Here is a 23,008-nt window from a genome sequence, read left to right as displayed (position 1 = left end):
ATAATTTTAGATTATTGATTTATTAAATAATTGATGACGGCAGATTGCACATAGTACATTTGCACCGACACGATTTGATTAATTTGAAATTTTAGTTGTAATTCTTGAATGTCTAGTACATCGTTAAAATCTATTGTCCCCGTTTCGTAATTCTTTATCAGAATTTCTTCAGCATTCTTGGCTTGGTTAAGATTTTTTTCCTGAGTATTGAATTTTATCCGTGCTTGATTACGTTGTGATTTTGCTTTTGCGAAAGCCGTTTCCAACGAATTTAATCGCTCATTTTTTTGAGATTCTATTTCCTGTTGTCGCAACTTGTTTTGCTTGGAAACAGAATTATACTTATTGTTGAAAATGGGTATGGAAAGTGTAACCATTGGCATCACTATATCCTTTCCGTTATCGTTAAAGTTCATCGCTGGTCGCTCTGCCACGGGAACATAGTCTAGCCCAAATCCTAGATTTGGCGCACTTTCTTTTTGATTTAAAAGTTCTGATTGCTCTACGGATTTGTAGAGCTTGTCGTATTTAAGCAGTTCAGGATTGAGGGACAATCCTTCATCGCTAAAAACAGGGTCTTCCGATGGAATCATCATTTCTGGAACAACATCAACGACAATATCTTCCTCACGATTCAGCAGATTATTGAACACGGTTTGTTCTGCGATATATTCTTCTTGCAAAACTTCCTTTTGTTGTTGCAGTTCGTTTTGTCGAATTTGCAAACGCAATACATCTACGGCTGAGGCTTTCCCGACTTCGACTGATGTTAATGCCAAACGCTCGTATGTCTGCAATAATTGAATATTATCGTCCAGCACATTTTGTTTTTTCTTGTTGGAATACAAAGTGTAATACGATTGGGCGACGGAAAGCGCCAATTTTCGTTTGGCAATAGCAATTTCCACAAATTCGGTTTCAGCCATTGAACTGGCATAATTTTCCCTTGCTGTAATTGTTCCGAACCAAGGCAACATTTGAGATATTGAAAATCGTGCACGCTGAGCACCTGTTCTCGTTTCTGGTTCGCTCACAAAGTAGCCTGCACTAACGGTAGTGTTTGGCAATGTGTTAACCTCATTTATCCTTTCTTGGGCAATATTATACCGCAATTCATAGGCTTGAATCTCTGGATTGTTCGCCTCTGCTTCCTGAATGTAAGACTGTAATTCTTGTGCTTTCGCGAAAGAGGAAACAAGCAAAAGACATACTATGATTATTATATTTTTCATTTGCTCGCTCGTTTTAATTGAAATTCTTTTTTCATACTGAATAGCACAGGAACAACAAACAGCGTAATCAATGCTATAAGCATCCCACCGAAACTTGGTATGGCCATCGGTATCATTATATCGCTTCCTCGACCAGTGGATGTCAAAATGGGTAGCAATGCCAATATGGTCGTTGCTGTGGTCATTAGGCAAGGACGAATTCGTTTTTCGCCAGCTTCTACAATGGAATCACGAATTTCATTCTTGTTTTCAGGTGTATTTCGGTCAAACGTTTGTGTGAGGTAGGTCGCCATCACAACACCATCATCAGTAGCAATACCAAACAGCGCAATGAATCCTACCCATACTGCTACACTTAGATTTATAGTTTGCATCTGAAACAAGTCCCGCAGATTTTCGCCAAAGAAATTGAAGTTTAAAAACCAGTCTTGACCATAGAACCATATCATTAAGAAACCACCTGCGAAGGCAACCGCAATTCCCGTAAATACCATTAAAGATGTAGCTACCGAACGGAATTGGAAATAAAGAATCAAAAAGATAATGACAAGTGCCAATGGAACAACCACGGATAATGTTTTCTCTGCGCGTAATTGATTTTCATACGTTCCCGTAAACTGGTAGTTGATACCTTTTGGAACGGTTAATTCGCCATTATCGATTTTTGCTTTTATTAACGCTTGGGCATTTTCTACGACATCTACTTCGGCAAAACCGTCCAGTTTATCAAAAAGGACATAACCCACTAAAAAGGTATCTTCACTTTTTATAACCTGTGGGCCTTGTTCGTAACGAATATCTACCAACTCACCCAGAGGAACAGGATTTCCTTTTTCCACAGGTACGTAAATATTCTTCAAGTCCGTGGGGTTTTCTCGCAATTCCCGAGGATAGCGTACACGTACCGCATAACGTTCCCGACCTTCCACGGTTTGAGTTAGAGGCATTCCGCCAACGGCTACTTGCAAAATTTCCTGAACCTGCATTATTGAAATACCGTACCGGGCCAGTTGCTCTCTGTCAATATCAATTAGCAAATAAGGCTTACCTACGATTCTGTCTGCAAATACAGCTTGTTCTTTGACCCCTTCAGCCTGTTTAAGAACTGCTTCAAGCTGAAGACCAAAATCTTCGATTTCGCTCAAATTCTGGCCTTTGACTTTAATACCCATCGGCGCTCGCATTCCTGTCTGTAACATCACTAATCTAGTTTCAATGGGCTGTAACTTTGGTGCTGAAGTAATGCCGGGTAGTTTTGTGACCCGAACGATTTCATTCCAGATATCATCTGGACTTTTGATTTCAGGACGCCAATTTCGATAGTACTCACCATCATCGTCAATAATCAATTCATCTCGTGTAACTGTTGTCTGTAATTGGGACGCTTCATAGTTTTCACCTTCCTCTATTTCATTATTTGGATTGATAATTAACCTACCATTTTTGAGAACAAAAAGACCATCATCATTGACTTTGTAACGTTGATGTTTTCCTTCCGAATTCATCATATATTCAGACTTGTACTGAATGATATTTTCATACATCGATAGCGGTGCAGGGTCTAGAGCAGATTCCGTTCGTCCAGACTTACCAACGACTGTTTTTATTTCAGGGATAGTGGCGACTGCCATATCCAATTGTTGTAGAATTCGTTTGTTTTCTTCAACCCCTGCGTGTGGTAAAGATGTTGGCATTAACAGGAACGAACCCTCGTTTAATGAAGGCATAAATTCCTTACCTGTATTCTGCATTATAAGAACACCGAATATGATTATAGCCGTTGGTACGGAAAGAAATAGAAATTTATTCCGTAAAGCCCATCTTAAAATTCTTGTATAATATTTGCGGAAGACCCAAAATGTACCAAGCAATCCAAAGCACACGATACTTACAAAAATGAGGTTCATTGCAATACTTCGGTCAAAACCTAATGGTCGCCAGTATTCAGCCAATAAGAAAACAATGGCTACCGATGAAATGATGATATTGACCAAATTAGCTTTCTTTTCGGTCAGCTTTCCTTGTAGTCCAGCGATTCCCGAAGCACCAAAGGCAATCAATATGAGACCTAACCAGAACCCATATATCATTGCGATTATCCCCGCAATTATCAAAGAAATATTAAGTATGTATTTGAATGGGTTTTTGAGGCTTTTCTTTCGGAATAAAAAAGCTGCAAATGGTGGGATTAAAAATAGAGCGACAATAATAGACGCTGTAAGTGCCATTGTCTTGGTAAAGGCTAACGGGCGGAATAATTTCCCTTCAGCACCTACCATTGTAAAGACTGGAACAAAGCTAATAATGGTGGTTAGTACAGCCGTAAGAATTGCACCTGAAACTTCTGTGGTCGCATTATAAACGACTGTATTTATAGGCAGCTTATTTCCTTCAGAATCGGTGTTTTCCATATCCAAATGCCTAATAATATTTTCGGACAGAATTACACCTACATCGACCATTGTACCTATGGCAATGGCGATTCCAGAAAGTGCTACAATGTTCGCATCTATATTGAAAAGTTTCATCGCAATAAAAACCATCAATACCGCAACAGGTAATAGTCCGGAAATCAGAACAGACGCTCTAAGGTTAAAGACCATTATGATGATAACTAGAATGGTAATTAAAATTTCTAGCGTTAAGGCTTCATTCAGCGTGCCTAATGTTTCTTGAATGAGTTCGGTACGGTCATAAAACGGAACTATGGTAACTTGCGAAGTGCGACCATCGGCCAATTCTTTAGAAGGTAGTCCAGCACTTAAATCGTTGATTTGGTCTTTAACGTTGTTAATGACTTCCATAGGATTTGCACCATATCGAGCCACAACCACACCGCCGACAACTTCAGCACCCTCTTTGTCAAGAATACCGCGTCTTGTAGCTGGACCTAAATGGACTTTGCCCACATCCTTTATCCTGATAGAAGTGAATTCTTTAGAGGTAACTACCGCGTTTTCTATATCTTCTATGGACTTTACATAACCTAGACCACGAACCAGATATTCAGCTTGGTTCATTTCCAAAGTCTGAGCACCGATATCCTGATTACTATGTTTAACGGCTTTTACAATATCAGATAGCCCAATGTTGTACTGGCGCATCAATTCTGGATTCACGTCCACTTGATATTCTTGAACATAACCACCAATAGAGGCAACTTCTGAAACACCGCTTGCAGATGACAAAGCATATTTCACGTAATAATCTTGGATGCTACGAAGTTCCTGTAAGTCCCATCCACCTGTAACATTGCCATCCTTATCACGGCCTTCTAATGTGTACCAGAAAATCTGTCCCAATCCCGTGGCATCTGGTCCTAAAGCTGGGTTAACACCATCTGGCAATAGACCGCTTGGAAGTGAGTTGAGTTTTTCAAGAATTCGACTTCGTGACCAGTAGAATTCTATATCTTCTTCAAAAATGATATAGATGCTCGAAAACCCGAACATTGAGGAACTTCTAATGGTTTTTACCCCTGGTATTCCCAATAAGGAAGTGGTAAGCGGATAGGTAATTTGGTCTTCAATATCCTGTGGCGAACGTCCTTGCCATTTGGTAAAGACGATTTGCTGATTTTCGCCAATATCAGGTATGGCATCCACGGCCACAGGATTACTTGACAGAATGCCAGTATCCCAACCAAAAGGTGCATTTACAATACCCCAACCCACAAATAGGGCGAGCATTAGTACCGCAACAAGTTTGTTCTCGATTAAAAATTTTATGCTTTTATTGAGCATATAGAATGATAATTAGACAGTTATACAAAAGTTGGTCTTGATGTAGTTCTGAAAAAAGACCACAACAAAACAAGCCCAAAACGGAAATACCGCAGGGCGAAAAGGTTACTGTCTAAAAATCAAATTAGATATGTCTCGTAAAGGGTCTGGATGTCCCGTTCGACAAAGGGGGGCGAATAATCCTTGAAAGGAACGATGTTTTCATCAAGTCCTTCAAAGCGATTGATATATGTGTAGAAAAATGTTGCAACAAAAGTTTGTTGCTCGAATGTAAGTTTATCGAAAGACGTTTTTAAGTCTTGATTGCCTTCTTTTACAAATTGTTGGTCAGTACAACAATCTTTTTCGGTCATTGTTGGATTTTCACAGCTTTTGACTGGCTGTGCCTTTTCCATACCACAAGTCTCTGCGCTTTTGAAAACCGAAAAATCAACCAAAGAATCCCCACAATAGTGTATATTAACCGTAAAGGACATTGTAGTAAACAATACTACAAAAGCCATTAAAACAGATAATATTTTATGGAAAACCTTTTTCATTAATGCAAAATTACAAAAATTTAACAGTTTTTATTGGGATTAACAGAACTTTAATTTTGAAAACACAGCTTTTCCAAGCCTTATATCTAAATAATTCTATCAATATTATTCACAATTAGTTGGTCCTGTTTTGAGCCTTTGCTAAGTGACAATCTTTGAAAGCAATACCGCTTTTACAAGGACAAGGGTCATCTGGAGATATAAAAGTTTCTTTTGTAACAAAATCTGGTTCCCCCTCAAAATCACCTTCCTTTCCGGTTTCGGCAATATTGAGAATTTCTTCTACCTCAGCTTCTTTTCTTTTTATTTCCGCTACGGAAGGTTTAAGTCTTCGGGTAAGTTCCATATTGAAAACACTATCCCAAATTCGATATGTTTCTGAATCTTTGTTAGGTGGTTCATTAAATACTTCCCCTTCTTTATTTAAGGCTTGAAATTTTTTGAAATCTTCTTTTAATTCTGGTAATGTGACAAAGAATGTATCATTAGGGTCTACCGCAAAAAACAAATTTCTTAGAAATCTGTCGTTGGTACTAAACACTCTTGCAAATGGCGCATAAAACAAGTATTTCAAATCCAAAAGATTTGTCAATCGCTCACCGCATAACGAATTATTAATTCCAATATAGTATAGACAGACCACTTCATAACAATAGATTGCATATTCTGCCAAACTCTGTAAATCTGGATGCGATTCATTTTTCCATCTGGATTCAATAGAATTTTTTAAATCAGGATTTATGTCAAAATATTCCATCACAAGATTTAAAGTATCAACTGGCTCAATTTCGATGTAAAGGCGTTCTTTCAGCCTTTCCTTCAAGCTTGAAAACTTTTCTTCATTTGAAGGTTTATGGTCTCTTATTTTGATGTCTTTAAGATGGTCAAATTTTTCTTTGAATGTTTTCACCACGGCTTCATCCTTGGATTCTGTTCGCCATACATTGGCAATAATTTCATCCATAGTGTCGAACTCACCTCTTTTCCAGCGCTTTATAGATAGTTCTTCTTCTGTCTCAACGAAAGTCATCCCTTTTTTCGTAGGAGTATTTATAGATTTTTGAGCGCTTAGAAATGGTCTGTTATGGGCAGTTGTAAATTCACCAGTTAAAGATTTTTCAACTAGCAATTTATAATCCATATTAACATAGGCGTTATATGGAAACATTTTTTTTGCTAAATCTGTAACTTGGTCTTTAGGTGGTTTCTTTCCTTCTTTTTCTTCTTTTGCAAGGTCACCCAGAATTTCTGAAACCAGTAGAGGTGTGATGTTAACAATATAATATTTATGAAGTTCAACTATATCATCATAATTTAGGCCTTGAAATGTTGATTTATCCAGTACTATAGGTATTGACATAATTATAATCTCATTTTTCTACACAATTTAATTGTGTTCAAAATAGTTAAAATTAATGTTACAATATCTATTAAATCAAATGCATAATTCTAGGACAAGTATTAATGGTATTTAGAAAACAATTCTTTATCTAAATAAGGCACGTTTACAATGACGATATTGTTAAATTTCTTCAAACAGCTCTTTCCATTTTTCGCTGACCCATTTTATCCCTTAAAAGCGCCATATCATCACTAACCTTTTTTTCTACAACTCTTGCATAAATTTGAGTAGTGGATAATTTGGTATGACCTAACAATTTTGAAACAGTTTCGATAGGAACACCATTACTTAAAGTAACAGTTGTTGCAAACGTATGTCTTGCCATATGGAAGGTTAGGTTCTTTTTGATGCCACACAGGTCAGCTATTTCCTTTAAATAGCTATTTAGTTTTTGGTTTGAAAGTTTCGGAAGAAGGTTACTACTATTATGGGTTCTAAGGTGGTCTTTGTACTTATCGACTAAGACTTGTGCTTGATTTAATAATGGAATTTTAAATGGTGTGCCTGTTTTAATCCTATCTGCCATTATCCACGGATTACCATCTATACCAATTACAATATTGTCGCTAGTCAACTCTATAATATCACTATATGAGATACCGGTATAACAGCTAAAAACGAACAAATCTTTGACAACCAGAAGACGCTCAATCGAAGAGTTCAAGTCTTCGATACTCTGCAACTCTTCACTAGTCAAAAACTCACGCTCTTTCTTTTCAATCTTCATTTTAAAATTAATAAAAGGGTCTCTATCCAACCATTCCATTCGATAGGCAAGGGTTACCATTCTACGAAGACGTTTTATATGTTTCATAGCTGTATTGTTGCCGATTTTACTTTGTCCTGGTTTGGGAACATAAGAGCGCAGAAAATCCTCAAAGCCAATAACAAAACTATAATCTAGTTCAGAAATAAAAATATCAGTTTCCTCATACTCTTTTAAGATATACTCTAGCATATATCTTTGGCTAGTTTTATATTGACCCATCGTATTTTTATGCAGTTTATGCTGCATTTTTTCATTGTAATAATCAATAAGGTTTTGAAAAGAAAAGCGCTTTTTGTCTTCGCCCAAAAATCTAGCCTTGACCATTTGGGAAGTAAATGGTTTTTCTGCCTTTTTGAAGTCCTCGTATATTCGATAAATCTTTGATTGCACCTCGTTCAAATAAAGATTGAGAATACGTGAATCTTTACCGGTTCCATTAGCCCTTTGGGTTTTCTCATCCCAAGTGGTAATTTCAATTTTCTTTTTAAGGCTGATGTTCACGCGCTTACCATTTTGGGTAAGTCGAACGTAGATGTTTGCCTTGTTGTTTACAGCACGTTTACCGTACACCCAAAACAGTACTGAAAATGTTGATGAAGTTCGCATAGTTGTCGTCTTTTAATGGTTAAACATTACTGGACGAAAGTCAAATCAACTATATTAACTATGAGTAAGTTACGTTATTCTGTCAACATAATTTTGATAAAGAAGATATGTTGACGATTTGTGACCTTTTAGATGCAAATGATATCAAATTATATGATTGCTCTAAAAAAAGAAAACCTTGTAAATCATAGGATTTACAAGGTTTTGAGGGGTTTTGTTAACCCTTTAAGCGGTCTGGACGGGACTCGAACTTTTCGTGTTTTTTGCCCATTCTTTAGGGTTTCCGAAAGGGTCAAAATCAAGAGGCACCGAATTGCTCACCTTTTAACAAAATTTAACTTTTTTAACATAAAAAATGTTGATTTTTAATCAAATTTCGATATATAACTTTAATATTGACTAATAGGATTGTTTAATGTTATAAATAAGTATTTGCACCTTATTTTTTTGTAGTAGACTTTTTTGATTGCTAATTTGAATTTTAACTATCTAACATACCCGTCAGTACGGGTTAATTTTCAGTTTATCGCTGCTTTAGTAATTCCGCTTGTTTTGAAGGCTTCAGCAGGATTTTGGCAGTGATAAAAACGCACACTCCCTAAGAGATAGTTGTGGTACAATAAAGAAAAGGAACCACAGAGGAATACAAGACCCGAATAACAGAACAACTTGGAGCGGGTCACATATTTATAACAAGTGCAGGGTTTTATGGCTTACGATCACACAGATGCCGGTGAACCCAAATTCAGGAGTATTACACATAGGATGCGGAGTAAGTTATATATAAGGGAAAAAGAACATATTTGCTATCTTTGGGACTACTCCCTAATACTTTTCGTAGGACACGATGTTAGCGATAGTTTTATTTAGTCTATTTTTTCTCCAAATCTGTTCTTACCCAAATACCGTATGAAAATCCTGTCAATATAGGGAGGCGATTGCGATTTTCTTAGCAAATTTACTTTTTCTTCTAAGGTTCCATATCCAATATTCAGCCAACCGCGAGGATACCCAGCCTGTTCCTCTAAATCCTCAATCGTTAAATTCAATTTTTTCATATTCTCAATTGTGAAGAATTGTTGAGAGTCAATGTGATTTCCAAATTTTATAAAAACTTCCAGCACCAAATTTAGAATTGTCTTGAAATGTGTTTCACATACAGTGACAACGTCGGCTTCTGGAATATAATCATTTTGAGTTGGTGCAAGTCTTTGAAAGTATAACTTCATTTTACGATTTCCTTCTAGGTCTATAAATGACGAACCACTTCCAATTTGAAGAAAACCAATCTTTTGAGATTCGTTTCTAGAAATGAGAAAAAACTTTGCGAGTTTATTGCTTTTAAGTTCTTTCTGCTTTAGTTCATACCATTCGATAAATCCGTCCAAATCGGATAATGAAGATTGAAGCGCAAAAGTTATACTTCTGCACGCTGATAGGAAGGCACTTAAATAAAATTGAGGAACGTCCAAGCGATACGTACTTTCTTCTTCTCTAATCTTCTCCAAGAAAAAAGCCGTTTCATTCACTTTATTTTCAACTATTCCAAAACTTCTGCTCAATGTTTGTATTGTGAGTTATAAATTACCGTTAACGGTTTCGGCTGTGAGTCTTTATGTGATTAACTTTGCAAGTACGCAACAAACTGAAAATCAGCACGGATTTTCTTAAGTAGGTGTGAACGTGCAATCAATTATAATATATGCTATACTCAGTTTTTATTCAATTATTTTATTCAGAGGTTTAAATATTTCTTTTCCATTTTCAAACTCCTCTACTTTTTTAATTAGCTCAGAGTCCAATTCTTTATCAGACAATTTAGAACAAACTTTTACTAACCAAAGATATAATTGGACACAATCACTTAGCAGTCTAATCTCGTGAAAATTCATCAATGCTTCTCGTTGTTCTTCCGTTCTTTGTTCTCTATCATTTATCACTCCTAAAGCTGTCTCATCAGCGTGAATTAGATGGCTTGATTGAGTGAAATTTCTAGCTAAACCAAGTATTTCTTTAAAATCGTAATTCGTTGAAATAGTTTTAATCATTTCGTTGTAAGACCAAAGTTGTTCAGTTCTTTGTCTATTGGATTTTGTCCATTTTTCAGATAAAATGCGATGTTCGTTTTCTTCCAAGATAATGTCCGACAAAAATTTAGAATCAATGTTAGTCAATTCAATTATTTGCTTAGCTTGTTTGGATTGTTTCAGTCTATTTATTTCAGCTAAATCTTCCCAAAATTCTCTTACTTTTTCATTTCGTTCTGGATTGTCAAATGATGAAATAAAAGCAAATTTCACAGTACATTCTGCAATAGGTCTAAGAATAATATCTGCATCCCATAGACAATCGTTTTGAACAAGTAAAAATAGAGTTTGGGTTCGATTATGGATAAATGTATAATATGCTCTAAGCAATTGATAGAAATTAGTGTCTTCAATCAAAGTCAATTCACATATTGACACGTGAAGCGAATCGATTGTTTCCCTGAAGGATTTCCTAAATTCTTTTGTTGGCATAAAGTTTCTACAAATTGTGCACAACGGGATTTATATGCTGAATTTGATTTGGCATGTACTTCCATTCGAGATGGCTATACCCAAGTTTTATTATATTTCATTCAGTTTAGTTCCCATCGCTCATTTGAACTTATATTTCTATTATATGATAGCCCCTTATTTTTCTCATTAGGCTCCAATAGGTTCCACAAATTACTATAAAGATTTTGAAACACGCCCACAACCCCGTAGGGTTCCTTTTTTAGGTGATCTTACAAGTGTTACCCCACGATTCACAAGTTTGTTGTAGTCTCTAATGAAATCATCGGTGAAAAGGAAAAATCCAACCCGACCGACTTCCTGTTTGGTTTCCAATACTGGCAAATTGTTTCTCGTTGGTAACTTTAGCGAGAAGCAAGCAGCATTCTTTTGCTCCTGTTGGTGCAATAATCACCCATCTTTTGGATTCATCAATTCTAGTATCCTTAATATGAACGAAATCCAGCTTTTGAGCGTAAGAATCGATAGCTTTATCATAATCTTTTACAACCAAAGAGATATGGGCAATTTTATTGAACATTAAAAATCCTCTATTTAAAACTTCATAAATTCAGGGATTTACGATTAACCTTAGAAAGGGTGTTGGTAAAGGAGAAGAATGCTTATAAACGCCGAAAGTCGAATTAATAAAATCTTTTTGATTATTTTCTAATTGTCCGATTACGATGGGACAATTGAGAAGCTGTACAAAAAAAAGATTAGGGGATTTCAGCAAAATTTGATGGGACAGCCCAATGTCCTAGAATTTAGCAGCTCTTATAAATTTCAAAAATGAATTATTTACCTTAAATACTGTGGTCAAAGGACACAGGTCTTAGCGGTTTTTCATTTTTTTGGAAAAATGGTTGAGCAAGACGACAATACACCAAGGCGGTGTTCTTTCTATTAAAGTCTAATAGACAGTTGAATATATTTTTTTAAAGGGGAATTCTTAGAAAGTCACTGGGACAGTGCAATATCATAGACACTGAGAACATTAAGAATTTACAGGGGCAGTTACTTAGATTCACTCGAATTGCAAATTCATTTTCCTTCGAGAACAGTGCAACCCTTTCTTGTACCAAAAATTGTATCTTTAATTTGTTGTAGAATAATATTCATAGTGCGGTCTTTCATTTTTGATTTGACTTTCCCAAAGTCCGTACAAACCAGATTAATAATAATAGTGAGGGCAACTGATTTTCAAATCAGGTTGTCTTTGTTCTGTCCCGCTTGCGGGACAATGAAGAGCAAGAGGGTAGCGCGCTAAAGCGACGCTGCTGATGCATTTTCCTTCGGAAAAGCCCTGTTTGTTAGGGTTTTTGGAAATGGTTGATTTTAGGAAGTTTAATGTGGATTGTTGCAATAAAGCTATTAATACCTGTAAACACTGAACAGAATTGTAACAATTGTGACCTTAAAACAAGTATTATGGATGATTTTAGAGCAGTTAGGTTAAAGAAAAAGACCCTATCCAGATTTAAGAGCTTTTCAAGAAAAATGGGTAAGAGTTATTCCCATACCTTGGATATGGTCATGGATTTTTTTGAGTGGCATGGGTTCCTACCTTCAGAAAGGTTTGAAAAAAGTATCGGTCAGGAGATTCGCAAGAATAGAAAACGGACAGATGCAGTTATTGCGATTATCAGGGACATTGAAAAGAACCAGACACTTCCCACCATTGGCATGATGCAGGCTTTGTTCAATCAGGAACTGGATAATGAAGAGGATGAATTTGATTTTATTGAGGACATGACCGAGAAGAATCCCCCAAAGCGAGTACCTGTGTTTGATGGTGAAACGATGATTCCCAGAATCAAGTATGACCGTTTGGAGGAAAAGGCGGCCTCACTTCAAGCAGATTTAAAGAGCATCCTTGAAAATGTCAAGGTGGTCAAGAGCAGTTTTGGGAAAGGCTACCTGAAGCTTGAGATAACGGAAGGGCGGTTGGAAAGATATAGACATGAAACCAACAGACCTTTGGATTCTCATACACGATGAGAAGAATATAGCCGATAAATAGATGAAGTTGCCTCGCTCAGTAGTATTAGATTAAGGGTAAGGTTTTGGGACGCTTGCAGCGCGAAACATGGTTTCGCTCGCTTTTTAAACTTATAAAAATGAAAATTAATAACCGAGGACAATATTTCTTAGCCTATTGACATAAGTTGTATTGTTTTCCACTGTCAACAAATTAAAATATTGTGGTCAGATTTAACAAACCATTTGTTATGATAATATTGTAATTTTATAATGAACACTAAACCAGCACTATATGTATTTAAAGAATCAACTTATTTGTTTTTTTAGCTTATTTCTGTTCTTGTATACCAATTTCTCCTCCTTATATGGACAGTCCAAACCATGGATTGGCTTGTTTTGCAACGATCCTTATTTGTGCAGATCTAATTATAGAATAGGATATGATTTAGATTTGTTGATGAATGATGTCCGTGATGCTGGATATTTTGTATGGGATATAGAGCAAGGCCCTGAAGGATGGGTTGTTGGGCATTATAATGATATCCACAACAACAGAGGGGAACAGAAATTGATGTCGGTTAAAAGCGAGGCTTTAAATAGAACAATTAATTATAATAAACAGCTTGGTTTTTTTGTAATTGATTTGGAGTACGACAGGGATTATCAAACAATAAGAATTCTTTTTGAAAGAAAAGGAGCAGACTATGATCAAGAGCTGTTTAGCGCAAGAATATTTCCTAGAGCAAATATAGATTCCAATTTAAAAAATATGAGTATTAATTCAGTTTGCTTTATTGATGGATATTGGTATGTGGTCATGTCCAATGAATTCCCAGCATCTTATTTTTCTTATTCTTTGGATGTTAATATTGATCAAGCAATAAAGAATGTGGGAGGTATTAAACGGCTTAAGTCTTTATTTTATGAGAATGGAACATGGATAGCAAGTGGTTTTCCCAGAAGTGTAAAAACATCCAAGTATAAACTTGAAATGTTTAGCTCACCTTATGATATTTTCAGCTATTCCCATGATCATAACAAGTTGATTTCAAAAGTGGTATATGGTGGGGAAAGCTTTCTAACTGTAAGTGTTGATATTGACCAAGAATTGGAAAGTCAAGAAATTGATGGAATGATGTCACTAGATCAATCACAGTCAAATTTTTCAACTGATGAAAATATAAATACGTATGCTGTGGTAATAGGAGTTGCCAAATATGAAAATCAAAGGAGTTTGAATTATGCTGATGATGATGCCCAAGATTTATATTCATTTTTAAGAAGTCCAGAAGGGGGTGCGGTTCACAAGGACAGAATATTTAGACTGATTGATGAAGATGCAACCAAAAGTAAGATCTTAAAAAGTCTTAATTACATTGCTGAAAAGGCCGATTCTAATGATTTGATTTTGTTTTATTTTTCTGGACATGGGGCTAAAGGAAGTTTTGTTGGATATGACAAAGATTCCTCAAACGGATATTTAGTCTCTCATAATGAGATAAAGAAAATCTTTGAAAAAAGTCTTGCCAAGACTAAAATTTGTATCGCCGACGCATGCCATTCTGGTAGTATAATAAACCAATCAAAAAGTAATATAGATGGTATTGGCTCATATTATCAAGCCTTCAAAGATTCTAAGGGTGGGAGTTTGTTGTTTTTATCATCAAAAGCAGATGAGATTTCGACGGAGATAAAGGGAATAAGAAGGGGTATTTTTTCCTACTATCTAATAGAAGCGTTGTCCGGTTCAGCGGATTATAACTCTGATAAGATTTTAACAATTGATGAAGTCGTGAAATACGTCACGGAAAAAGTTAAAATTTACACTAATAATAGTCAGAATCCAGTGGTTTATGGAGACTTTGATGAAAAAACACCCTTAGGTTTTGTGCGAAATTAAACTATAAGACAAAATTAGTCTTTGCTCAACCGTTTTTCTAAGGATGCTACCTTTTGCTTTTCTGCCTGTACAAGACGCTCGTATAATTCAATAATTTTTTCAATTGGATTTATAGTACAGAGATAATTATTGTTGTTGGAGCTATTATCTTTAAAAGTATTGTTGATAATATTAAATACTGCTTCTTCCGAGAAATTCTCAATACCTTCTTTGGTCACTCCTAAAACTGAAGCAATCTCTTCCAGTTTCGCATCATCCACCTTCTCGCTGTTCTCGATATTGGAAACGGCCTGTTGGCTGATGCCCAGTTCTTCGGCCAAGGTCTCCTGCTTCATCCCACGGAGTTCCCTGATCCTACCGATTTTTCTACCTATATGGTTGTTCTTGGTCTTTGTCTGCATACTTCAAATATAGGGTGTTTCCCACAATAATCCGATTGTAAAATACAAAACAGTTCCGATAAAATACAAGTGCACATGGTGGGGTACTTGGCAATGTGGGCTTAATATGGTCAGTGATTCTCGAACCTTTTAAACCACGATCTCATGACACATGGCACAAACATACCGGAAAACTTTGAAAGAGCGGAAGAACTCTCTAATTTGCTCGATGGCATCCTGAACATCATTACCATCGATAGGGTCTTTCTGTCCAGACCACAGAAAGAGGGCGATATTGAATATCATATCATAACCCTCTTTGTTGATGTCAACAACGACCCACTTCCCAACGAAATCCGTTCCCTTGTGACCAAAAAGGGAAAGGAGCATCCCGATTTCAGGATAAGGATCTACACGGAGAACCAGTCCGAAATTGGCCTTGAAAGGGGGTCGTTGTATTTCTTGGAACATTGCTGTCTCGGGGAGAACATCTTTGCCCATCCCGAGGGGGAGAACATCATGGACTATTCCGAAATAGTGCACAAGACACTCATCTACAGGGCCACCCGTTATTTTGATTCTGAAATGGGAAAGATAAAAGCCTTTGCGAACACAGCGAACATATTGATAGGGGAAGGTAACCATGCCATAGCCACGTTCAACATGCATCAAGCCTTTGAGCTTGCGTTCCGTTTCATCGAACAGATGTGCATCGGAAAGAGCAAGGTGACCCATAGCATTATCAGCCATATCAATTATTGCATGCCTTTCTTTCCAACGTTGCATCCCTTTTCGGAAACCTCCAAAATGGACAACAACGAACTGCTGCTCCTCTTGGAGCATGCATACAGTGTGGCGCGTTACGGCAGCGAATTTGAGATTACAAAAAATCAGGCCAAAACTATCCAAACAGAACTAATAGGATTCATCCAAGAGGTGCAGTCCATTTTCCAACGTCACCTTGCTTACTGTAAGGAACGAATCGAGGGCAAGGAGCCGGATACCAGAGACGAAACCCTCCCTGAAAAGAACAATGAAAATGACGGACAGGGAAAATCCCTCTTGGAAAAACTAAAGGATCTGAAGGAGGAACACTTTTACACCTTAAAGCCCTATAGCCCGGAGAGGGGAACCTACAGTATCGATCTGTTGACCGATGGCTATCTGGACACCTCGTTTATGATTACCAACCTGATCAAGGTCTGTATCACAGCACTGGAAGTGGAAAACTTCCCAAACAGGTCTGTCCAACAGCCTGAACATAATGTACGGGAGGTACTGGGGTACGTTCTGGACTTAGTGCCGCATGAGGAAATGGAATTCCTTGACAAGATCGGGAAACTGTTATCGGAACAACAGACCAGCACAACCGATTAAAACAACAATATGAAATCAAAGAGGAAAAGGCTAAGGACCCTAGAGGATATACAACAGCTCAGGAACAATCTTTCGGGACTTTTGGGAAACAAAAAGTCCGGTGATGCTAAAGGAAACTATGTATCCTTCGAGGTCAGGGACAATAACCATTTGTTGGCACAGATAATAAGTCTTTTGGAGGTCTGTGTGTTCGCCCTTGATGGGGAGGGGATGATGATGTCACCTGCAAACAGGAATGCATCAAAGGAGGACAGTGTCACACAGGTATTGGAACTGGTACTGTCCATCCTTCCCGATAGCCAAATGTACTTTATGGACAAACTGGACGAAAGGCTATTGGAACTTGAAGATAAGTAATACTATAAAATTATGAATCCATGAACCCGAACGAAGAAAAGCTTATAAAGAATTTGAGACTCCACAGGAACTACCATACTCCGACCCTTCTTTTTTAATGTGGACGGTCATGCAGATTTGCTGTTGACGGTACGTGCATTTCTATGCCTCCCTATGAGTATACTTGACCCCGAACTGGGTTTGGACGATGTTCAGGAAAACAGGGGAGCCTTCAGAGGCTGTAAGATTAATGATTCAGTAGTTTTGTAAAGGATAATAGTAATCCTTTCTAGCAATTAAATAATTCCTGAAATTGTCAGCAATAGAAGCTATTTGATTTTTACAAAATCAACGCCTACTCTTGAGGGGTGGCCAAAAGCATGATTGGCAATTCTTTGTGTATAATCTTCCCTAAGAGTGGTTATGTATTCAACATGAAAATAGTTTAAATTGTGCTCGTTACCTTGTTTTGTGATTTTGTTTGTTATATCCCAAATTCTAATCTTATTATCTTCCAACTTATTGTTTTCAACATTGTAAACTTTAGGTTTTATATAAAAAGGCTTATAAAGAAATACTTTATAAGCTTCTAGCTCATTATTACATTTTCGATTTTTGAATTCATCTTCTGATTCGTTATCACCTTTTTTTATCTTTTCTTTTCTAACATATTCGATATCTCCCCAATGGACAACTTTGTTATTAGGTAAAAAGCTTATAAAAGCAGTATCCCCCAATTTTAAAGCCAATTCTTTATCCCTAAATTCGTTGCCTTTGGCAAAATAAAAATTATGCTGAATTTTATTTGGATAGTAACAATCACATAAGGCGGTTATGCATAGGTAGTATTCATCATTTGAATCTTTAAAAACATCCCCAAAATTCAAGTTTGGTATATCATTTGGGTGCAGACTCTTAACAGAAACGGAATTATAAAATACATTTAACTGAAAAAGATCCTCGAGGTTAGGTACTTTGTCATTAAGTTCTCCACTTTTGTAGTCTAAGAATTCGGTTTCTAATAATTTTAGTTTAGCCGTTCTCAGTTTAAGAGTTGCTTGCTCAATTAGTAGTTTTTTGATAATAATGCCAAATGTCTTGTCGTCTCGAATATGATTTCTAAATTGAAAAAGAGCTTCTGTGGAAGATTTCAGAATGGTATCATCGATGAATCGTTCGTTTGAATTAAAAACGGACTGCATTTCCATACCCAACAACTGAAAAAAACTGCCATTATTTTTTATAATAGTATCGGAAATTCTTTTAAGTAATTTTTTGTAATCCGAATCCTCAGAGACATCTTTTTTTAAGGTCAGAACAAAAGTATTATTGATAATAAAAGAATCATTTCCAGTATTCAATACTTCATATTCCTTTTGTGCCTGCTCGGGAATAATAACTTTGTCACTGACTAGAGAAACATATAAATGGCGCAGTATCAAATCTATAGGCTTTTTTCGCAGCCTTTCGATTGGGAAACCTTGTCTTTCAATCTTGTTTTCATTAAAAAAAGCTTCTATTTCTCCAATGCTCTTGCCCCAAATTTCTTCTACTTCCTTTATTTCAACATGTCCATATGTTTCCTTAATAGAATCATATTCTGCTTTAGTCACCCCAGAAAAATAGGCTTCTAGAAAAAGTGGAATTTGATTAAAATTTGCCGAGCTTGAATAAATACAGCAAAAATTAATGCATGGTGTGCCAATAACTTTATTCAACAGTTTCAGTGAATGTTCTTGCCCTGCAACATCAGCAAGTTCCCAATCCAAAAGAATTAAATCTCTTCCATTGAATAAATAATCTAAAGTTTTTGAATTCTCTAGAGTAGATACCTCGAACTTATGTATTGCTAAGTTTTTACCATTTTCTTTAAAAGTTTTGAATAGATCCACAGATAATTTTTCTTCTGGTATATTGGTATCAATGGCAGTTTCTGAAAAAAAATCTTTTGCTTTTTCATCAATAAATACGGCAGAATTTATAGATGAGTCCAATATGTCATATGCTTTTTGACTATACATCCCCTTTGTTTATTTGGTTAATAACGAAACAAGCTCCGTTCAACGAATTAAATTTTTCATCATTTGTAGCATAAATATCATAACCTGCTTCGTTTAGACTTTGCTTCGACAAGTAAAGTCCAATCCCTCTTCCATTTGGGCGTTGCGAGTAAAATAATTCAAAGATTCTTTTTAGTTTATATTCAGGTATTTTCTCACCAGAATTTATTAAAAGTATCTCATTCGTTTCTGGCCAATAATCTAATTTTATTCGTCGAGAATCTTTGTTTCTCATCCAATAAATTGCATTATTTATTATGTTAATGAAAACCGTATAAATAATAGGTTCTTTAATAGTAATATGATGCTTTTTGAAACTATCTGTGACATCAATTATGATGTTGTATTCATCAATTTGATTTTCAAAAAATTCTAATAAATAGCTGTAGATAGATTGACAGGATACATCCTTGGCTAGAGCTCCGGATATCCGATATAATGGTGATAACAAGGCATATTTGTCCTCCAATTGTTTGAAATTCGTTTCTAGATAATTAAACTCTTTAATCGATTTTACTACATTATTTGTACTTAGTATTTTTAATTGGGTATTAATTTTTGCATAAAGTTGATTAAACTCGTGATCAATGATTTCCACCGCAATTCCTAATTGTGCAGTATCTCTAGTTTGTTCCCACTGATATTTCATTTGGTCATACTGGGCCTTATAAGCACCTTGAACTAACTCTTCATCAATGTCAATGGATAAACGTTCAATATGATTTGTTAACGGGAATAATGTATTCTCGGCTTTTTCTAATACTTTGATGTATTTTTTCTCAATTTCCTTTGCGCATTGGGCGACTTGTTCTTTGGAAGTTATTTGATTTATTATTGTATTCTTGCCCTCGCCAAGTACATTTAATAGTAGTTTAGACCGTTCGCCATAATCCTCTAATAGGCTGTTAAATTTAACTTTGAGTTTTTGGCTGTGTTTTTGGAGCAATTCTTCCAAAGAAGAAATATAGTTATTGTATCTTTTTGTTAAATCAATCTGCAAATCTTTGATTTCCAGACGATCTTGTGCTTTTTCTATCAATACATCCCTTTTCGGAGCTACTTTTTCAATATAGCCGTTGAGCTTATTTTCAAATTTGTACAATCGCTCTGTTTGAGTATCAGTAGGCTTGTATCTTTTGGGTACTTTTGGAATCAGGTTTTGGAGTTCCAAGTCTAATTTTTGAAGCTGTTCCAAAATATTTTCGACTTCAGAATAGCCTAAATGTATTTGATTTAATTTTTTGTCAAGTATATTTAGAAGTTCCTCGTATTTTTTTTGATGCAGTTTTAGTTTTTCAGGATACTCATTCAAGGAACGTGTAAAAGCAATTTTTTCACTTTTTTCTCGCGCCTTATCTGCTTTTAAAGCTTCATTTTGATCTTGATTTTCTTTTAGTTTGTCCCTAAAAACAGATTGTTTTGGATTAGTTGCGAAAAAGTCTTGTGCTAACGCAACAAACATGTTAATTGCATCACTTGTAAATGCACGATATTTTGTATTGTTAATTAACCCTTCTCTACTTGATTTATCCTTTAAATCTGGATTTCTTTCCCGGGTTATATCCAAGTAGCCGTACATTCGACGATAAGAAAAATAATACGTACCTGCTCTTTTAGATCTTCTTAATTCAAAATTTAAGAAATCTGCATTTTCTCTACCATATGGTAATACCCTAAAATTATCTCGATATACATACAACCCACCGTATTCCTTTGCCTTATTTGAAATTTTATTGAATTGAACATCTGATAATGTAGAAGATTTTTCTTCTCCTTGTGAATAGCCAAGTTCAATTGGGATTTTACCATAAAATGAACGTTTATCTTTTTTTCTTGGATTTGTGTAAGAATAGTCGATTGTCTTATCAAATATCCTAATCTTTCCAATAAAAGTTCCTTTGCCATCAAATTCTCCTTTGATATAAACATCGGCCAACTTAAAATCAGAATGATTAAAAAATTCACCTCGGGATTGTAGTAAATCGTAGGTCTCTGATTCACTATGAATATCAAAAGAAGTATTAATTTTTAGCGGCTTTTCTAAAAAAGGATTGGTAAAACCAGTCAAACTGGATGTGACAAAATTCTTGTCTTCCATATTATCTTCATCCCTTTCCGAAAGTTCAACAATTTGAGAAATGGGATTAAAGATTAAAAAAAAGGTACCATGGGAATCATTTGTGTTATAGAAAGATGAAATACTATTAAGGATAGGATTTTCTAAAACTGCCTCCTCCGTATCTAAAATGATATCTGATTTTAATTCATTTTGCCCTTCTTCCCAGATTGGCTCATTGTTTAAATCTACTTCTTTTTCAAAATTTGATAAAAAGTCGCTTTTTAAGCTTTTGAAAATATCCTGTAAACAATTTAAATCTTCCACTGGTTTCAATGGGATTACTATGTCATCCAAGAATAGATTATAGTTTTCCAATAATCTCCAGTCAAAATATACAGCTTGCATTGAGTGCCCCAATTTCTTAGTTAGCATCAACATTGGATTCCCTAAGTAAGCAACGGACAAACGTCCTATTCCTTTTTCTCCAGCCTTAATACGGGGGGACTTCCATAAAGTCTCTTCTGATTCGTCCTCTATTTTGGCCCTTGATTTTGAATCTGTGCCTAATACCAGCCATTTATCTAAAATGTCGGAGTTTGACATTCCTTTTCCATCATCGGAAATTTTAAAATAGGATTGGGAGAGACCCTGAAATCCCACTTTAAATAATTCGGCTTTTAAGTTATCAGCGTAAGCATCATAACCGTTCTTCCATAATTCTGTAATAGCAGTGGGTAAATCTGCTATTTGTCCCTTACCCAATAAGTCTACTGCTCTAGCTTTTGTCCTAAACTGCATTGTAATGATTTTCAATTATCGCTTTACCTATAGCAGTTGCATACTTCGGCGGAACAGCGTTACCAATCATTCTGGCAGTATTGGCAATGCTGTTGGTTTTAAAAACATAATCTATTGGGAAGGATTGAAGGATTGCACCTTCTCTCAAAGAAATTGCCCTATCTTCCTCGGGATGACCAAATCGTCCGTTGGACAAACTAAAAAATTTAGTTGTAATGGTAGGAGCGGGACGATCCCACCACATTCTTCCATATATATCTTTAAAACTATCTTTTTTGCCTTTATGGCATTTTGGTGCCAATTCCTCATTATCAACATATGCTAATCTAGTACCTCCATCTTTAGGGGTCATAGCAAGTCTTTCTAAGTTTATTTTTTCTAATCCAGCAACGCGATGTAAGAAAGGTGTGTCATCTTTATGCCCTTGGGGTACTTTAGGAAATCCATTATGTTCTCCTAAAACATCTCTAACCGTTACTTTATTGCCACTTAATGGAATAGGTGCAACTTCTATTGGGGTAACTCTATTTGCAATAAGAGTAAATCTTCTACGATGCTGTGGAACACCGTACTCACTTACTTCGTGAACATCAAAGTGGACTTTATATCCATTTGCTTTAAGCAACCTTACAAATCCAGACAAACCACTTGCCCTTTTTTTTCTTAAAACCCCAGGTACATTTTCAACCACGACATAACCAGGATTGAGATGTTCTACAAAACGTCTAAATTCTTTGAGTAAGTTTTTGGATTTTGAAGATTTGGATTTATCGGTTTGGATAATACTCCAAAATTGGCATGGACTACAACCAATTAAAACAAGCTCATCGTCATTTTTTTTTAGGGAGAGTCTTTGTGTTAAATAGTCTTCACTTAAATCAAAAACATCAGCATGGATAAAATCAGCTCCTGTTATGTTAGATTCATATGTCTCTTTACAACTAATATCAAAATCAATTCCAGCAAGAATTTTGATGCCAGCTTCTTGCATCCCAAAACTCATGCCTCCTCCTGAACAAAAAAAATCAACTGCTTTTAGTTTTGGTAATTTGGTCATATGTATTATATAATAAGCTTTGTTGCCAATATACTTAAATCCTAATCATTATTCAATAACAAATTTGGTATGTGGTCATTGACTTGCAGTAATGAGATATACCTTAAATTTAAAGAATAGACTTACACAAAGTTAAAATAATCTTGTTACGATTAGCCAAAGGGAAGGAAGCAAGTTTTTCTATAGCAGTGAATTCCTTGTTCATTTAGTTTTACAGTTACTCAGTTATT

The 23,008-nt window shown here is 35.8% G+C and carries 16 protein-coding genes; 4 read left to right on the top strand and 12 right to left on the bottom strand.

The annotated features are described in order from the left end of the window. Positions 1 to 11: 11 nt before the first annotated feature. The 8 genes from KIM67_RS01230 to KIM67_RS01195 form a co-directional block, all read right to left on the bottom strand. On the bottom strand, positions 12 to 1,232 hold the full coding sequence (locus tag KIM67_RS01230) for a TolC family protein (RefSeq protein WP_213829555.1): 1,221 nt from the start codon (positions 1,230 to 1,232) through the stop codon (positions 12 to 14). Beyond that, on the bottom strand, positions 1,229 to 4,975 hold the full coding sequence (locus KIM67_RS01225) for an efflux RND transporter permease subunit (RefSeq protein WP_213829554.1): 3,747 nt from the start codon (positions 4,973 to 4,975) through the stop codon (positions 1,229 to 1,231). Before KIM67_RS01225 ends, KIM67_RS01230 begins: the two co-directional genes overlap by 4 nt. A 119-nt stretch (positions 4,976 to 5,094) precedes the next feature. Further along, a complete protein-coding gene (locus KIM67_RS01220) occupies positions 5,095 to 5,514 on the bottom strand; it encodes a hypothetical protein (RefSeq protein WP_213829553.1) in 420 nt (139 codons plus the stop codon). A 115-nt stretch (positions 5,515 to 5,629) separates the two neighbouring features. Continuing rightward, on the bottom strand, positions 5,630 to 6,874 hold the full coding sequence (locus tag KIM67_RS01215; protein WP_213829552.1) for an SEC-C metal-binding domain-containing protein: 1,245 nt from the start codon (positions 6,872 to 6,874) through the stop codon (positions 5,630 to 5,632). A gap of 172 nt (positions 6,875 to 7,046) precedes the next feature. After that, on the bottom strand, positions 7,047 to 8,291 hold the full coding sequence (locus KIM67_RS01210; RefSeq protein WP_140591903.1) for a site-specific integrase: 1,245 nt from the start codon (positions 8,289 to 8,291) through the stop codon (positions 7,047 to 7,049). A gap of 866 nt (positions 8,292 to 9,157) precedes the next feature. Continuing rightward, the gene (locus KIM67_RS01205; protein WP_213829551.1) at positions 9,158 to 9,853 is read right to left on the bottom strand and encodes a hypothetical protein; all 696 of its coding nucleotides are present in this window, start codon (positions 9,851 to 9,853) and stop codon (positions 9,158 to 9,160) included. 156 nt (positions 9,854 to 10,009) lie between these two features. Continuing rightward, the gene (locus tag KIM67_RS01200; protein ID WP_213829550.1) at positions 10,010 to 10,735 is read right to left on the bottom strand and encodes a DUF5677 domain-containing protein; all 726 of its coding nucleotides are present in this window, start codon (positions 10,733 to 10,735) and stop codon (positions 10,010 to 10,012) included. 376 nt (positions 10,736 to 11,111) lie between these two features. Continuing rightward, positions 11,112 to 11,369, bottom strand: a complete 258-nt coding sequence (locus tag KIM67_RS01195) for a VOC family protein (RefSeq protein ID WP_213829549.1) — start codon at positions 11,367 to 11,369, stop codon at positions 11,112 to 11,114. Between the two features lie 890 nt (positions 11,370 to 12,259). On the opposite strand from KIM67_RS01195, the gene KIM67_RS01190 reads away from it, so the two are divergent. Together KIM67_RS01190 and KIM67_RS01185 are read left to right on the top strand one after the other, a co-directional pair. Continuing rightward, entirely contained in the window at positions 12,260 to 12,829 is a 570-nt protein-coding gene (locus KIM67_RS01190) for a BfmA/BtgA family mobilization protein (protein WP_213829548.1), read from the top strand. 274 nt (positions 12,830 to 13,103) lie between these two features. Beyond that, positions 13,104 to 14,711, top strand: coding sequence for a caspase family protein (locus KIM67_RS01185; protein WP_213829547.1), 1,608 nt, complete (start codon positions 13,104 to 13,106; stop codon positions 14,709 to 14,711). Positions 14,712 to 14,725: 14 nt separating this feature from the next. Here the strand turns inward: KIM67_RS01185 and KIM67_RS01180 are convergent, their stop codons facing one another. Beyond that, complete coding sequence (locus KIM67_RS01180; RefSeq protein WP_213829546.1) at positions 14,726 to 15,112, bottom strand: helix-turn-helix domain-containing protein; 387 nt, start codon at positions 15,110 to 15,112, stop codon at positions 14,726 to 14,728. A 144-nt stretch (positions 15,113 to 15,256) separates the two neighbouring features. On the opposite strand from KIM67_RS01180, the gene KIM67_RS01175 reads away from it, so the two are divergent. Beyond that, positions 15,257 to 16,468, top strand: a complete 1,212-nt coding sequence (locus tag KIM67_RS01175; protein ID WP_213829545.1) for a HEPN domain-containing protein — start codon at positions 15,257 to 15,259, stop codon at positions 16,466 to 16,468. Positions 16,469 to 16,477: 9 nt separating this feature from the next. Continuing rightward, positions 16,478 to 16,825: a hypothetical protein gene (locus KIM67_RS01170; RefSeq protein ID WP_213829544.1), complete on the top strand. Its 348-nt coding sequence runs from the start codon at positions 16,478 to 16,480 to the stop codon at positions 16,823 to 16,825. Between the two features lie 308 nt (positions 16,826 to 17,133). On the opposite strand, the gene KIM67_RS01165 is transcribed toward KIM67_RS01170, so the two are convergent. From KIM67_RS01165 to KIM67_RS01155, 3 genes are read right to left on the bottom strand one after another with little or no spacing between them, the layout of a single operon-like run. Beyond that, positions 17,134 to 18,825 (bottom strand): response regulator receiver domain, encoded by a 1,692-nt coding sequence (locus tag KIM67_RS01165; protein ID WP_213829543.1) that lies wholly within the window; start codon positions 18,823 to 18,825, stop codon positions 17,134 to 17,136. Further along, a complete protein-coding gene (locus tag KIM67_RS01160) occupies positions 18,818 to 21,721 on the bottom strand; it encodes an ATP-binding protein (protein WP_213829542.1) in 2,904 nt (967 codons plus the stop codon). The genes KIM67_RS01165 and KIM67_RS01160 overlap by 8 nt, the downstream gene beginning before the upstream one ends. Next, positions 21,711 to 22,778, bottom strand: a complete 1,068-nt coding sequence (locus KIM67_RS01155; RefSeq protein ID WP_213829541.1) for a DNA cytosine methyltransferase — start codon at positions 22,776 to 22,778, stop codon at positions 21,711 to 21,713. The genes KIM67_RS01160 and KIM67_RS01155 overlap by 11 nt, the downstream gene beginning before the upstream one ends. Between the last annotated feature and the right edge of the window lie 230 nt (positions 22,779 to 23,008).

Source organism: Flagellimonas sp. 389 (assembly GCF_018449435.1).
GTDB lineage: Bacteria > Bacteroidota > Bacteroidia > Flavobacteriales > Flavobacteriaceae > Flagellimonas.
This window is presented reverse-complemented; position numbering and strand designations above follow the sequence as displayed.